The organism is Janthinobacterium sp. SUN211 (assembly GCF_030587315.1).
Lineage (GTDB): Bacteria > Pseudomonadota > Gammaproteobacteria > Burkholderiales > Burkholderiaceae_D > Janthinobacterium > Janthinobacterium kumbetense.
Genome location: NZ_JAPWIC010000004.1, coordinates 429,622 through 445,773, shown reverse-complemented (window position 1 = coordinate 445,773; position 16,152 = coordinate 429,622). Strand labels below are relative to the sequence as shown.

At 61.4% G+C, this 16,152-nt stretch carries 7 protein-coding genes; 3 read left to right on the top strand and 4 right to left on the bottom strand.

Going from position 1 to position 16,152, the window contains the following annotated elements; translation table 11 throughout:
- Window positions 1-28 precede the first annotated feature (28 nt).
- Both O3301_RS16800 and tldD read left to right on the top strand, forming a co-directional pair.
- Window positions 29-829, top strand: coding sequence for a carbon-nitrogen hydrolase family protein (locus tag O3301_RS16800; protein ID WP_285817117.1), 801 nt, complete (start codon window positions 29-31; stop codon window positions 827-829).
- A gap of 157 nt (window positions 830-986) precedes the next feature.
- Window positions 987-2,447, top strand: coding sequence for a metalloprotease TldD (gene tldD, locus O3301_RS16795; RefSeq protein WP_289899860.1), 1,461 nt, complete (start codon window positions 987-989; stop codon window positions 2,445-2,447).
- 147 nt (window positions 2,448-2,594) lie between these two features.
- On the opposite strand, the gene O3301_RS16790 is transcribed toward tldD, so the two are convergent.
- Window positions 2,595-5,477 (bottom strand): TonB-dependent receptor, encoded by a 2,883-nt coding sequence (locus tag O3301_RS16790; RefSeq protein WP_305056933.1) that lies wholly within the window; start codon window positions 5,475-5,477, stop codon window positions 2,595-2,597.
- 473 nt (window positions 5,478-5,950) lie between these two features.
- Between O3301_RS16790 and aroG the strand changes: the two genes are divergently transcribed.
- Complete coding sequence (aroG, locus tag O3301_RS16785; RefSeq protein WP_305057000.1) at window positions 5,951-7,015, top strand: 3-deoxy-7-phosphoheptulonate synthase AroG; 1,065 nt, start codon at window positions 5,951-5,953, stop codon at window positions 7,013-7,015.
- A gap of 85 nt (window positions 7,016-7,100) precedes the next feature.
- Here the strand turns inward: aroG and O3301_RS16780 are convergent, their stop codons facing one another.
- The 3 genes from O3301_RS16780 to O3301_RS16770 form a co-directional block, all read right to left on the bottom strand.
- Entirely contained in the window at window positions 7,101-9,767 is a 2,667-nt protein-coding gene (locus O3301_RS16780) for a TonB-dependent receptor (RefSeq protein ID WP_305056932.1), read from the bottom strand.
- A gap of 357 nt (window positions 9,768-10,124) precedes the next feature.
- Window positions 10,125-12,794, bottom strand: coding sequence for a TonB-dependent receptor (locus O3301_RS16775; protein WP_305056931.1), 2,670 nt, complete (start codon window positions 12,792-12,794; stop codon window positions 10,125-10,127).
- Window positions 12,795-13,154: 360 nt separating this feature from the next.
- Window positions 13,155-15,935, bottom strand: coding sequence for a TonB-dependent receptor (locus tag O3301_RS16770; protein WP_289918090.1), 2,781 nt, complete (start codon window positions 15,933-15,935; stop codon window positions 13,155-13,157).
- Window positions 15,936-16,152: the final 217 nt, after the last annotated feature.

Here is a 16,152-nt window from a genome sequence, read left to right as displayed (position 1 = left end):
GCGGCGTTCGAATGGAGAAGAGGTGGCAATGATGCATACAGTCGCAGCAGTACAAATGATTTCCTCACCTTCCGTGGAAGACAACCTGGCCACGGCGCGCCGCCTGGTGGCGCAGGCCGCCGCCGGTGGCGCGCAGCTGGTGGTATTGCCCGAGTACTGGGCCATCATGGGCAAGCAGGAAACGGACAAGCTGGCCCATGCGGAACAGCCCGGCAGCGGCCCCATCCAGGATGGCATGGCGCAGATGGCGCGCCAGCACGGCATCTGGCTGATCGGCGGCACCTTGCCCCTGATTTCCGGCGAGGAGGGCAAGGTCCTCAACACCACGCTGGTGTATGACCCGCAAGGCGAACCGGCCGGCCGCTACGACAAGATCCACCTGTTCGGTTTTACGCGCGGCGCCGAGTCGTACAATGAATCGCGCACCATCGTGCCGGGCGCGCAGGTGCGCTCGATCGAGACCCCGTTCGGCCGGGTCGGCCTGTCCATCTGCTATGACTTGCGCTTTCCCGAACTGTACCGCGCCATGGGCGATTGCGCGCTGATCGTCGTGCCGGCCGCGTTTACCCATACGACGGGCAGCGCCCACTGGGAAGTGCTGCTGCGCGCGCGCGCCATCGAAAACCAGTGCTATGTGCTGGCCTCGGCGCAGGGCGGCTTGCATCCGAACGGCCGCCGCACCTGGGGCCACAGCATGCTGATCGACCCGTGGGGCGAAGTGAAAGCCGTGTTGCCCGAAGGCGAGGGCGTGGTGAGCGGCGAGATCGACCTGGTGTTTTTGGCCGGCGTGCGCGAATCCTTACCAGCCCTGGCGCACCGCACTATGTGAGGGTACCTGACATAAGCTACTGCGCGTCGTGCTTTGCGGCCTGCGATGCTCACCGTGCTCAAGTACGGCTGCGCTTCTCGGCCACAAATCACTGCCGCTCGCTACGCTTCTGTCAGGTACTGAGAATGAGTTGAATATAATTAGCGAGTGCAAAGTTATGAAGCCATTTGAACCCAATCTGTCCAGCCTGGCCGTGGCGCGCGAGATTCTGCTCACGCCGTTCGGCCTGGATGAAGACAAGCTGTTGAAAGCCCTGGGCACGATGTTTACGCACAAGGTCGACTATGCCGACCTGTATTTCCAGTCGACCAAGAGCGAAGGCTGGAGCCTGGAAGAGGGCATCGTCAAGACGGGCAGTTTTTCCATCGACCAGGGCGTGGGCGTGCGCGCCGTGTCCGGCGACAAGACGGCGTTTGCGTATTCCGACGACATTTCCGAGCGTGCCCTGCTGGAAGCGGCGGCGGCCACGCGCACGATTGCCCGCGCCGGCGCCGGCAGGATCAAGATCGCGGGCCAGATGCAGCCGCAGGGCGGACGGTCCTTGTACCTGCCCAACGATCCGCTCGCCTCGCTGGATGCCACGGCCAAGGTGCAATTGCTCGAACGCGTGGAAAAGATGGCGCGGGCGAAAGATCCCAGGGTCGTGCAAGTGATGGCGGGCCTGGCCGGCGAATATGACGTGGTGCTGGTGCTGCGCAGCGACGGCGTGCTGGCGGCCGACATCCGCCCGCTGGTGCGCGTCTCGCTGACGGTGATCGCGGAACAGAATGGCCGCCGCGAAACGGGCTCGGCAGGTGGCGGCGGGCGTTACAGCTATGACTATTTCAGCGATGCCGTGCTGGAACAATACGCGGCGGACGCCGTCAATTCGGCCCTGGTGAACCTGGAAGCGCGTCCGGCGCCCGCCGGCCCCATGACCATCGTGCTGGGGCCGGGCTGGCCCGGTATACTGTTGCACGAAGCCATCGGCCATGGCCTGGAAGGCGATTTCAACCGCAAGGGTTCGTCTGCGTTTTCCGGGTGCATCGGCGAGCGCGTGGCCGCCAAGGGCGTCACCGTGGTCGACGACGGCACCCTGGCTGGCCGGCGCGGCTCCCTGAATATCGATGACGAGGGCAACCCCACGCAGTGCACGACCCTGATCGAGGATGGCATCCTGAAGGGTTACATCCAGGACACCATGAATGCGCGCCTGATGAAGATGCCCGTGACGGGCAATGCGCGCCGCGAATCGTTCGCCCACCTGCCCATGCCGCGCATGACGAATACGTACATGCTGGGCGGCGACAAGGACCCTGGCGAGATCCTCGCCTCCGTCAAAAACGGTCTGTATGCCGTCAACTTCGGCGGCGGCCAGGTCGACATCACGAATGGCAAGTTCGTTTTTTCGGCCAGCGAAGCGTACATGATTGAAAATGGCAAACTCAGCTACCCGGTGAAGGGCGCGACTCTGATCGGCAACGGCCCGGACGTGCTCAACCGCGTCTCCATGATCGGCAACGACATGCGCCTGGACTCGGGCGTGGGCGTGTGCGGCAAGGAAGGGCAGAGCGTGCCCGTGGGCGTGGGACAGCCGACCTTGCGCCTGGACGGCATTACCGTCGGCGGCACGGCTTAGATCGCCATTTCAGGAACCTACTGCGCAGCCCACTCTTGAGTTTGCGTTGCTCGCTGTACCTGAAGTACAGCTGCGCTACTCAACCCAATATTGGGCTTGCTCGCTACGGTTCCTGAAACGCCTGATACGTTGAAAATATGATGAAATTCAGAACTTGTACTTCACCCCCGCACTGATGAAGCGTCCCGCCGCGCCCGCGTAGTCGAGCGGGTTGTAGCCCGTGGCGCCATACGTGAGCGGATCGAGCGGGGCGATCTTGTCGAACAGGTTCTGTATTGTCGCAAACACTTCCAGCTTGGGCGTGGCCAGCCAGCGGGCCGTCAGGTCCACCGTGGTGAACGAGGCGATGCGGCAGCCGCGCGGCGCGTCCGTGCCGTCGGCGAAGTGCGTGGCGCAGCCGTCCGGGTCATTCTTGAACAGCAGGTTATCAAGCGGCGCGCGGTAGTTGACGTTGGCCGTGACGCGCCAGTTCTGGCGTTCCCAGGTGGCGCCCAGGTTGATGCGGTCGTCCGGCGTGCCCATGCAGTTGGACACGTCGCAATTGCCATGTGTGCCGGCAAAATCGCGCTGCGTGCCGTCCTGTTCCGTGCGCAGCCATTTATACAGATGCGTCCACTTCAAGTCGAAGGTCAGGTTGCCATAGTCGCTGCCCAGGCTGAAGCGCTGGCGCGCGTCGATATCGATGCCGCGCACCGTCGTTTGCGCCGAATTCACATAATTGGCCAGCACGGCCGTGATGGCGCCCGGATCGCCGGCGATGCCGGTGGCCGTCGACGGGTCGCGCGCCACATGGCCTTCGGCGATGGCCGTATCCGTTTGCTCCTGGTTGATTTCATTCTTGCGGCGGATTTGCCACAGGTCGACGGAAATGCTGGTGCGCGGCAACGGGTCCCACACGGCGCCCACGGAATAGCTGCGCGAACGCTCGGGCGACAGCTTGGGATTGGGCGAGGTGATAACGGCGATGGAAGCCGGATCGCAGGCCGCTTCCACGCCCAGTGCGCAGCGCAGCGGATCGCTGGCGGTGGAGAACGCGGCCAGGCCGCCGACGCCGTTTTCCGCCGCGCTGGGGGCGCGGAAACCCTTGGCGAAGGTGCCGCGCAGGGCCAGTTCGCGCACGGGCGTCCATTTCACGCCCACTTTCGGCGTATAGGAGTTGCCCACGTCGGTAAAATGGTCGGCGCGCAGGGCGCCCGACAGTTCCACGCTCTTCAGCACGGGCGCCAGCATCTCTGCATAGATGGCCGAGGCGTTGCGGCTGCCCTTATAGGCGGAATAGCCGAGACCAATGATATTGCCCCGTTCCGTGCCCGTGGTGGGCTTGAGTTCCGTCGATTCGTGGCGGAATTCCGCGCCCACGGCCACGCCCAGGGCGCCGCCGTCGAGCTTGGCCACCTCGCGGCTGGCCTTGAAGTCGATCTGCGCGATATGCGTCTTGGCGTCGTTCGAGATGCGCGGCGACAGGGCCGCGTACAGCTCGCGCGAATTGAGGCCCGCGTTTTCCGCGATGCGCCACAGGCTGCCAGCCGGCAGGGCCGCATACGCGGGGTTCAGGCTGGCCCGCTCCACATTGGCGGCGCTCGGGTTGAGCAGGGCGAAGGCGACGTCGCGCTGCAGGTAGCCGTCCAGGTCGTTCGACACCTTGTTCTGCGAGTACAGCAGGGCGCTGTCGATATCCCAGCCCGCCACGCTACCCTTGATGCCGGCGACAAAGCGCATGAAGGTGGATGTGACTTCCGACAGGCGCGGCCCCACGTCGGCCGCCAGGTAGCGCAGCCGCGCCGCCGTGCCGAAATACGGATTGTCCGGGTGGGCGGCGCCCAGCGATACGCCCGCATTGCTGACGGGGCCGCCCGGATAGCCGACCGAGCCGCTGACCGTCGAGGGCGTGGTGGCCGAGTGCGATTCGCTGTGATACAGATTCAGCTCGGCATACGTTTGCAGCTCCGGCGTCAATTGCCAGGCGCCGCGGCCGAAGAAATTGATGTTCTTTTGCTTGGGCTGGATCTGGCCATATTGCTGTGCGGCATCGGTCAGGCAGCCGCCGCCCGGATCGCCCTGCGGGTGAGTCGTGAAATTGCCACAGGCGGCGCCGGGGAAGGTGCGCGTAAAGCCCGCGCCAGCGAGGTTGCCGCGGTTGTAGTAGTCGAGCGTGTCGGGATTGCGCACATTGCCGTTGACGGCGCTGCCGGCCGCATTGTTGGTGGTGATGGCGCCCGCGCCGCTGAGGGTTTCCTGCGCGCTGAAGCCCAGGTCGCGCAAGTCGCTGCGGCCGACGGCGCCCCGCCCGGCCCGGTCGCGGTTCCAGATGGCGGCCTTTTCGCTGTATTCGAGGTTCAGCAGCACGTTGTAGCGGTCCGTGTCGATGTCGCCGAAGCCGTGCGTGATGGCGGCGCGCGCGTCGCGCCCGTCCCACTCCTTCGTCTTGCCGTAATTGCCCTTGATGGCCGTGCCCTGGTAGTCGCGCCGCAGGATCACGTTGACGACGCCGGCGATGGCGTCCGATCCATAGATGGCCGAGGCGCCATCCTTGAGGATTTCCACCCGTTCCACGGCTTCCAGGGGAATGATGTTCAGGTCGGCAAACACTTTCTGCCCGTCGTCGGCCAGGCCATATGGCGCGACGCGGCGGCCATTCAGCAGCACCAGGGTCGAGGCCGTGCCCAGGCCCCGCAGCGACACGCCGGAGGCGCCGGCGGCAAAGCCGTTGCCGAAGGTGGTGGGGACGGAGCCCTGGTTGTCGACGGCCAGGGTCTGCAGCAGTTCGGCCACGCTGGACTTGCCCGATTTTTCAATGTCGGCCGCGCTCAGGGTTTGCACGGCTGACGCCGTTTCCGCCTGCGCGCGGCGGATGTTCGAGCCGGTGATTTCCACGCGCGCAATCGGCGCGGCGTCCTGCGCCAGGACGGGTAGGCTCAGCAGTGCACTGGCCAGTGCCAGGCCCAGTCTGGGTGGTGAAAAGGCAGCGGAATGCAAGGATGGTGTAGGGATCATGCGGTTCTCCGGAAAGGTCAGGCAGTCAAAGGTCATCGATACGTCCTTGAGTTTTGTCCGTGCGGCGACGCCGGGACTAGACCTGGATCAAGGAGTGCCATGCTTGTCGTCGATAGAATGGCTGGCGTGGCGTGGTTGCCACGACGGGCACAACGGTGGCGCCGGGGATGCAGAGTCGCGGCGAGATTCACAGCGCGCAACTTTTTATGCTTTTTTGCGGGTTATGCAGTGTAAAACGGCAGCGGCATGCGGCTTTGCCGACAAATATGCTTGCCAACCCTTGCAATTTAGGTTTATAGTCGTTCATCACTTACGGATGACTCGCATGTTCGCTCGCCACTTTTTTACCGCTTATTTTTACTTTAGCAATTCCAACCCAAAGGCGGTGGAGTAGCGGTCGGTTCACGTAGCAGCAAAACGAGATCCCAGCAAATTCTAAAAAACCGCCACCGATGGCGGTTTTTTTTTTACCCAGATGTTTTACCCTTCCTTAAATTTTGGAGAAAATGATGCCCCGCACCGATGATTTGCGCATTCGCGAAATGAAGGAACTGACCCCGCCGTCCCACCTGATCCGCGAATTTGCCTGCTCGGAGCAAGCCGAACAGACTGCCGCCAGCGCCCGCATTGCCCTGCACCGTATCCTGCATGGCCAGGACGACCGCCTGATGGTGGTGATCGGGCCTTGCTCCATCCACGACACCAAGGCGGCGATGGAATATGCGCGCCTGCTGGTCAAGGAGCGCGCGCGTTTCGCGGGCGAACTGGAAATCGTCATGCGCGTCTATTTCGAGAAGCCGCGCACCACGGTGGGCTGGAAGGGCTTGATCAACGACCCGTACATGGACAACAGCTTCCGCATCAACGACGGCTTGCGCATGGCGCGCGAACTGTTGCGCGATATCAATGAGCTGGGCTTGCCGGCCGGCACGGAGTTCCTTGACGTCATCAGCCCGCAATACATCGCCGACCTGATCAGCTGGGGCGCCATCGGCGCGCGCACGACGGAATCGCAGGTGCACCGTGAGCTGGCGTCGGGATTGTCCTGTCCGGTCGGCTTCAAGAATGGCACGGACGGCAATGTGAAAATCGCCGTGGAAGCCATCAAGGCCGCCTCGCAGCCGCACCATTTCCTGTCCGTCACGAAGGGCGGCCACTCGGCCATCGTCTCGACCAACGGCAACGAGGATTGCCACATCATCTTGCGCGGCGGAAAAACCCCGAACTATGACGCGGTCAGCGTGGACGAGGCGTGCAAGGCGATCGCCGCGCAAGGCCTGGCGGCGCGCCTGATGATCGACGCCTCGCATGCGAACAGTTCGAAAAAACCAGAAAACCAGATTCCCGTGTGTGCCGATATCGCCAGCCAGGTGGCCGGCGGCGATGGCCGCATCGTCGGCGTGATGGTGGAATCGCACCTGGTGGCGGGCCGCCAGGATTTGATCCCAGGCAAGGAATTGATCTATGGCCAGTCCGTCACGGATGGCTGCATCGACTGGAGCGCCAGCGTGGCCGTGCTGGAAAACCTGGCGGCGGCCGTCAGGCAGCGCCGCCTGCAGGGCGACGCGGAATAAGGTGGCGCGCAGCATGAAAAAAAGCCCGGAAAGCTAAGCTTTCCGGGCTTTTTCAGTTCTTAGCTGATATCAGTTGCGTCTCAGCTTAGAACTTGTACGTGGCGCGCACGTAGAAAGTGCGGCCCAGCGGATCGGCGTAACGCGGATCGTAGCCGGACTGGAAGGTCTTGTACTGGTTGGTGAACGGTGGATCTTCGTTCAGCAGGTTTTTCACGCCCACGGTCAGTTCCGTGTTCTTGAAGCCCGAATACATGCCCGACAGCGACCAGATCGAGTACGCCTTGACCTTTTGCTTGAACTCGTCGTCGACGTCGTTCATGTCGTGGTAGCCGCTCATGTACTTGTTCGACAAGGTCGCGTTCCACTGACCGAGGTTCCAGTTCAGCGAAGCATTATGTCTCCAGCGGAATACCGGGCCATTTTCGCCATACACGCCGACGTTCTGCACGTATTCGCCGTTGCGCTCGTTCTGATACTCATATTTCTGCACCCAGGTGCCGTCGAAGGCAAAGGTGACGTTGCCATACTGGCTGCGTGGCATTCTCCAGTTCAAGCCCAGATCGATACCCGAGGTATGCATTTCGCCCAGGTTTTCCAGTGGGGACAGCACGTAATCGAGCGAAGTGCCGTTAGCCGAGTATACGAAGTTGTTCTGGTACTTATCGTATTTGTCGAACAGGGTTTGTTCAGCCACGGTGCCGATCTTGTCGCGCAACTTGATCTGGAAGTAGTCGAGCGAAACGGTCAGCGATTTCGTTGGTTCGAGCACGATACCGGCGCTGAACGTTTTCGATTTTTCCGGCTTGATCTCAGGATTGCCGCCCGAGCGGATGTATTGCTGCGTGCTGCAGGCCGAATTTTCATTCGCGCCAGGGATGGCTACGCCGCCTGGACACAGACGTGGATCGCTGTACTTGCCGGCCGTGAAGGTCTTGCTCATCGGGCCATGCAGGTCATACAGGGTCGGGGCGCGGAAGCCCGTGTTGTACGAGCTGCGGAACAGGATCTGGTTGGTCGGCTGCCAGCGCACGCCGACTTTTGGATTGAAGCTGCCACCGACGTCGTTGTAATGGTCGTAACGGGCTGCCAGCGACAGTTCCAGATTTTTCACGACAGGAATGCTCAGTTCAGTGAAGATGGCGGCAATATTGCGGCTGCCCGACTGGTCCTTGGCTTCGGCATAGCCCGAGCTCGACGCTTGCGAAGCGAGCGCCGTGTTGATGTCGTATTCCGCCTTCTCATTGCGGAATTCGGTACCGACGGCAAAGCCGACGGCACCCGCTGGCAGGTCGTAGATTTCACGGCTGATCTTGGCGTCCACCGCAGTGCTGGTCATCTTCGCGCTCAGGTATTCACCTTGCAGCAAGGAATTTTTCATGTAGTCCAGGCCGGCGGCGTTTTGCTGGCCGAACGGGTTGAGCACGCCACTGGCCACGCCGTCGATCATGCGCTTGTCGCCCAGGTAGCCGTTGACGAAGGCGCTGGTGGCCTTGCTCACGGAGTAGCTCAGCCCCACGTTGTAGTCCCAGCCGGCAACGACGCCTTCGGAAGCGGCAACCAGGCGGTCCGAGGTGCTGGTGTCGAAGCCGATGCGCTGGCCCATGTCCATCGGACGCCAGCTCAGGTCGAGGTTTTCACCTGCCAGGCCAGGCACGGCCGGTACGCCGGCGCTGCCGCCCGGGTAGTAGGGCGAATTCTTGTCTATGGTCAGGCCGATACGCGTCAAGGTCGGCGGCGTGATGCGCGACTCATTGGTGCTGCGGGCGTGCAAGTATTCGAGGGTGGCCAGGTGATCCTGATTGATCTTGAAGCTGGCCTTGCCCAGGAACGATTCCTGGTTGGTCTTCGGAATGTCCTGGATATACGGTGCGGCGTCAAACGCGCAGGTCGGACGGCCACTCGGATTCGGGCGCAGGTTTTCGCCCACGCAGCCGCCGGCAAAGGCTGGATTGCCGGAGAACACTTTTTCCGGATCGCTGTTGATGGTGGTGAAGTTGGCGATCGGCGTCGTGCTGCTCAGGTTATTCACGCCCTTGTTCGGCACATAGCCGTTGGCGGAGAAGGCGCGGTCGCTGGCGTTCAGTGCCGACTGGCGGTGCACGTCGACGACGCCGAAGACGTTGAAGCCATCTTTGTTCAGGTCGCCATAGCCGGCGGACAGGTTCAGGCGCGACTCGTCGCCGCCGCCCGATTTTTGTGGCTCGTAATGTTCCACGGTCACAGAACCGCCCTTGACCGAGCGCTTGGTGATGAAGTTGATCACGCCGCCGATGGCGTCGGTGCCGTAGATGGCGGAGGCGCCGTCACGCAGCACTTCCACTCTTTCCAGGGCCGAGACGGGAATGATGTTCAGGTCGACGGACGAGCCGTTGAACGGATGGCTGGCGATGCGGCGGCCATTCAGCAGGACCAGGGTTTTGTCGCCGCCGATGCCGCGCAGGTCGGCGACGGATTGGCCGCCCGTGCCCGCACCCACCGACTGGCTGCTGCCCTGGGTACTTTGATTCATGGAAATGGTGGACAGGACTTCCTGTGCCGTCGTCAAGCCTTGCTTGGCAAAGTCGCTGGCCTTGATCGACGTGATCGGCAAAGCTGTTTCCGACGACAAGCGCTTGATGCTCGAACCCGTGACTTCCACGCGTTGCATGGTGCCATCTGTTGTTTCTTGCGCATACGCGGCGTGCATGCTCAGGGCCATGCCGCCTGCAAACATCAGGCGCAGCGACCGCGATATTACATTTTCTATCATCATCTGAAATTCCTTGTTATTGTGATAAAGATGGCATTTATTTTGAAATAACATGTTGCTTGCTGACAATTTATTTGCTTATTTCAAAATTGACCAACGAAAATTCTGTAAATTTTCTTGGGCCTCATCAAAACATTCACGATTCAGATTGTCAATTTCGTGCGGACTTTTTGGACGAAATGCAACATTTTCCTGTTTTTTTTATAATCCTTCAGCAATAAAATATCGTGAACCCTTGTCAGCCATGCTCAGATGCGTAAAATAAAACGGCGCACATCATCGCTGATGGCGCCGTCTTTGCTTCCGCTGGCAAATGCTTGCCAGCGCTGTCTGTCTGATCGCGTTTCCCGCAATTTCCCCTTAAAACGTATAGCTGCCGCGCAAGTACCAGGCGCGCCCGACCGGGTCCGTGTAGCGCGGGTCATAGCCTTTCTGGAACAGGGTGCCCTGGTTCGAGAACGGCGGTTCCTTGTCCAGCAGGTTTTTCACGCCGGCAGTCAGCAGCAAGCCTTTCCACGCATAGCTGCCCGACAGTCCCAGCAGGCTGTAGGACGGCACATCGTGGCGGTACTGCGGATCCACCTGGTTCTGATCCGTGTAGCCGGACTTGAACGATTGCGACACGGTGGCGCCCCAGTTGCCCATGCGCCAGTTCAGCGCCGCCGTATGCTTCCAGCGGAAGACGGGATTGTTGTCCGCGTAGCGGCCCACGTTGGCGATGAATTCGCCGCCGCGCTCGTTCTGGTAGTCATACTTGTGGGTCCAGGTGCCGTCGACCGACACGCTGAAATCGCCATACGCGCCGCGTCCCAGGCGCGCATTCAGGCTGACGTCGATGCCGTCGGTCTTCACTTCACCGAGGTTGTCGTTCAGGTCGAGGATGGCGTAGGGCGAACCGTCGGGATTGCGCAGGAACAAGGCCTTGTATTTTTCATAGTTGCCGTAGATCGATTGTTCGGGCAGGGATGAAATCTTGTCCTTCAAATGGATGTTCCAGTAATCGACGGCGACGGTGACTTCCTTGATGGGTTCGAGCACCAGGCCAAAGGCGAAGGTGGTGGATTTTTCCGGTTTCAGCTTTTCATTGCCGCCTTGCAGCTTGAATTGCTGCAAGTCGCAATCGCGCAAGGGATTGGCGCCCGGCTGCGGCACGCCTCCGGGGCACAGGATCGGGTCGTCGTAGGAATCGTTGGTATCGTTCTTCGACGGTGGCGCATTCTTTTCAAACAGCGTGGGCGCGCGGAAACCCGTGCTGGCCGAGCCGCGCAGCACCAGCGCGCTGCTGGCCTGGTAGCGCAGGGCCAGCTTCGGATTGGTGGTGCTGCCCACGTCGCTGTAATGGTCGAAGCGGGCGGCCAGCTGCACTTCCAGGTCCTTGATCAGTGGCAAGTTAACTTCGCCGAAGACGGCCTGGATCGTGCGTGAACCGCTCTTCGACAGCGAGCCGGACAGGCCTGAACTGGTGGCTTGGCCGGCGATGTCGCGGTTCACGTTGAAGTCGGCCTTTTCGCGCCGTACTTCGCCGCCCAAAGCGATGGCCAGCGGGCCGCCGGCCAGTTGCATCAGGTCGCGGCTGCCCTTGAGGTCGAAGCCCGTGGTGGTGACCTTGGCGTTCTGCACTTCACCGCGCAGGGCAGTGCTGTCCAGATAAGCCTTGCCGGCCGCATCCTGCACGCCAAACGGGTTCAGGATGCCATTGAGCACGCCGGCGGCGAACGAAGCATCCTGCACATAGCCACCCGTAAATTTCTCCGACGACTTGCTGATCGCGTGGCTCAGCCCCGTCTTGTAATCCCAGCCGGCCAGTTCTCCCTCCAGCGCCAGCACCAGGCGGTCCGCCTTGCCGTCCGAATCGATCTGCCGCTGGCCCGCTTCCACGGGGCGCCAGTTGACGCTCAGGGGCTGGCCCGACAAGCCCGGCTGCGCCGGCACGCCGCCCGCCTTGCCCGGATAATATTTGCTGCTAATGGGCAAGATCAAGCCCGTTTGCGGCGGCGGCGCCGTGCGTGCTTTCACCTTGTTTTCCGAATGCAGATATTCCACCGTGGCCAGGTGGCCGCCACCGAGCTTGAAGGCGCCCTTGCCGAAGAAGGCCACTTGCTCCTGCGCGGGCAGATCGTCGATCTGACGCGTGTAATCCTGGCGGCAAGTGCCGTTGGCGGCCGCCACCGACAGCGGTGGCAGACAGCCGCTGGCCGCGTACGGATTGCCGGCCAGGCCCTTGCCGCCGTTGGCCGCCGCATCGAAGTAGTTGCCGGGGAAGGTGGTGCCGCTGGTGAGCGACAGGCCCCGCTCGGGAATGATGCCGGTCTTGGAAAAATCGCGATCCTGCGACGTGAGTACATTTTGCTTGTGGTAGTCGACCACGCCGAAAATATTGTAGCCGTCCGTGTCGAGCTTGCCGAAACCCGTCGACAGGTTGATGCGGTGCTCGCCTGCGCCCTTGTGTTCTGGCGCGACGACCTCGGCGGTGATATTCGTGACGTTGACGGAGCGCTTCGTGATGAAGTTGATGACGCCGCCGATGGCGTCCGTGCCGTAGATGGCCGAGGCGCCATCGCGCAGCACTTCGACCCGTTCCAGGGCGGCGATGGGAATGATGTTCAGGTCGACGCTGGCGCCGTCATATGGATGGTTGGCGATGCGCCGGCCGTTGAGCAGGACCAGGGTCTTGTCGCCGCCCAGGCCGCGCAAGTCGGCGCTGGCCTGGCCGCCCGTGGGCAAGCCGCTGGTATTGCCGCCGACGGCATTGCCGCTGCCCATGCTGGACGCATTCGAGGGGATCTTGCTGAGCACTTCCTGGGCCGTCGTCAAGCCCTGTTTGGCAAAATCCTCGGCCTTGAAGATGGACAAGGGCGTCGCCGTTTCCGAGACGAGGCGCTTGATGGAGGAACCGGTGACTTCGACGCGTTGCATGCTGCTGGTATCGCTGACTTCTTGCGCCAGCACCTGCTGGCTGAGCAGGCCTGCGGCAAGGCCGCTGGCGCAAATCAAACGGATGGAACGGGACAAGCGTGTTTCTCTGATCATGTTCAAGACTCCTGGAAAAGCGGTTGGCTAGAAGGGCAAGAACGGCCGCGCTGGTTGGCGCACCGAGAACATTGAAAAGTATTTATATCTTTTCAAGAGATTCACTGTAATGAGCTGCAAAAGTTTTTGTCAACGTGGCAAACAGGTTTGTGTGCCTAAACAACGCAGTGCATCAGAGGTACTGATTTAGAACAAAGAAGGTGCATTTTGTGCCGCATTTTTGATGAGGCTGCCATCCCCCTCGTGCGCAAAATAAAAAAACGCTCGCTGCAGTGCAGCGGGCGTTGGTGTGGATGGCATGGCGATAGTGACTTGTGCCTGCCGGATGTTCAGGCTGTGCGTGGCAGCCTGAGCGGACGCTTAGAAGAACTTGTAGCTGGCGCCCAGTTTGAAGTAACGGCCGATGGCGCCGCTGGCGTCCATCGGGTTGTAGCTCATGCCGCCATAGGTCAGCGGGTCGAGCGGCGCGATCTTGTCGGTCACGTTGTTGATCGAAGCAAACAATTGCAACTGTTTGTTGACGTTCCAGCGGGAGGACAGGTCGAGCGTGGTGAACGAGGCGAGCTTGCAACCGTTCGGCGCCGGCGTGCCGTTCGCCAGTTTGGAGGCGCAAGGGTCGCCTTCGAACTTGATATTTTTCATATCCGAACGGTAGTTCAGCACGCCGCTGACGTTCCAGTTGCCCAGGTCCCACGAGCCGGTGAGGTTGATCTTGTCCTTCGGCGTGCCGGCGCAGTTGGACGTATCGCAGTTGCCGTGCGTGCCGGCGAACTGGTAGCGCACGGTGGCCGACTCGGCCCGCACCCACGATGCGATGTGGGTCCAGGTCAGGCCGAACGTGGCGCGGCCGTAGTCGCCCAGGCGCACGCGCTGCTTGATGTCCAGGTCGATACCCTTGATCTCCGTGTAGCTGGAGTTGCGGTACGGCGCCTTGGTGATCAGCAAGGTGCCCGTGTTTGGCGTGACGACGCCGTTGATGGTCAGGTTGTTGTCGGAACGGATGGCCGTCGGCAGGGCGGCCGCTTCGTTGTACGGCAGGGGATTGATCTCGTTTTCACGCTTGATCTTCCAGCCGTCCAGCGACAGGCTGGTATCGTTGAACGGATCCCACACGATGCCCAGGGTGTAGCCCTTGGATTTTTCCGGTTTCAGGTTCGGGTCGCCGATCTTGACGGCCGCCACTTGCAGTTCGCAGTCGCTGGCATTGGCGCCCGGCAATTGCTTGCCTCCGGGGCAGCGCACGGGATCGCTGACGGTCGAGGTGCCCGTCGATTGCGAATTGGCATTGCTTTCGGCCGGGCCCGGTGCGCGGAAGCCTTCCGAATACGTGCCGCGCACGGCGAAGGTCTTGACGGGCGTCCACTTGGCGCCCAGTTTCGGCGTGGTCGACGAGAAACGGTCGTATTTGTCGTAGCGCAAGGCGCCGGACAATTCCACCGTCTTGATCACGGGTGCCAGCACTTCCAGGAAGACGGCCGAGACCTTGCTGTCGCCTTTGGCGGCCACATAGCTGGAGTTGATGGAACCGTTTTCCGTGCCCGACAACGATGGATTGTCGAGCTTGTCGCGACGGTGTTCCGCACCCACGGCCAGGCCCAGGGCGCCGCCCGGCAATTGCATCAGTTCGCGCGATGCCTTGAAGTCGATGATGTCGAGCTTGGTCGTGGAGTCGGACGTGGCGTTGGTCACCATGGCCGCGTACAGCGAGGCCGGATTCTTGTTTGCCTGTGCACCGATGTAGTACGGGAAATATTTGCTGTTCGGATTGCCCAGGGCATCCTTGACGACGGCCATGTTCAGCATGTTGCTGTAGTCGAGGTGCAGCTTCGATTCCGAATGCGTGTAGCCGGCATCGTAATCCCAGCCCATGGCATTGCCCTTGACGCCGAGCACGATGCGGTTGAACTCATTGTTGGCCTGGCGCGTGCTGGCGCCCACGTCGAAGGCCTGGTAGCGCACGCGCACAGGCACGCCATAGGGATTTTGCGGATGGTTGGCGGCCAGCACGATGGTGGTGCCAGCGCCAGAACCGTAGTTGATCACGCCAGTCGGGCTGGTGGCGTTGGGCGGGAACGCGATGGTGGGCGTGACCGATGGCGGTATCAGCGTAAACGCCGTGTCGCGCTTCGAGTAGCCCGCTTCCGCATACACCTGGGTGTCGGCATTGACTTGCCAGGTGCCGCGCGTGTACAGGTTGACCGATTCGATCTTCGGCTGCATCGAGCGGAACTGGTCATGGTGCCACAAACAGCCGCCTTTCGGATCTTGCGGCGAAGATACGGACAAGGAGGAGCAGCCTGGCAGCGACACATAGTTGTTGGTGACGGGATCGCGGATCAGGCCCGTGGGCGAGGCATTCGCATCGTTGGTGCCGTTGATGTAGCCGCCGGCGAACTGGGTGTTGATCGCGTAGCCATACGGACGCAGGTCGGCCTTGCCTATCCATTTGCGGCCGGAGCGCTCATTGTTCATCAGCATGTCCGATTTGGTGTATTCGGCATTGACGACAAAGTTGTATTTATCCGTGTCCAGGTTGCCCTTGCCGAAGGTCAGCGAGGCGCGGTGCTGTTTGGCGTCGCTGTCGCCGGAAATGCCCGTGTCGCCTTTCAGGGTCAGGCCTTCGAAGTCCTTGCGCAGGATGATGTTGACGACGCCGGCGATGGCGTCCGCGCCGTAGGTGGACGAGGCGCCGTCCTTGAGGATCTCGATGCGTTCGACGATCTGCATCGGCACCGTCGACAGGTCGGTGAAGCTTTTCTGGCCGTCATCGGCACGCGCGAACGGCGCCATGCGGCGGCCGTTCAGCAAGACCAGGGTCGAGGTGGCGCCCAGGCCGCGCAGCGAGATGGCCGTGGAACCGGCGGCAAAGCCGTTGCCGAAACCCGTCGGCAAGGAACCCGCGCCATCGGCGGTCAGGGTTTGCAGGTATTCGGCCACGGTGGCCTTGCCCGACTTCATCAGGTCGTCACGGCTGATGACCTGTACCGGTGACGCGGTCTCGGCAGTGGCCCGTTTGATGCTCGATCCGGTAATTTCCACACGTTGTACATTGGCATCTTGCGCCATTGCCGGCACAGCCATCATGCCAAGGCTGACCGCTGCTACGCTACCTGAAAAGATCAGGCGTACGGAGCGGGACATAACTGTTTCCATCATCATTCTCAAAACTCCGAAAGTAAGTTCGGCTGGTCGGTTTGCGACACAACCTCGCTAAGCTAAAAAAGATTGCTGCGTCGGCAATCGCTGTGGGTCAAACGGCAGACTGTGAGTTGCCGTGATTGATAAGACCACTTGCCGAGAAAGCTTGTCAACGTTGGGATGTGACCTTTCAGCATGGAAACAACAGTGTTTTTTCCAA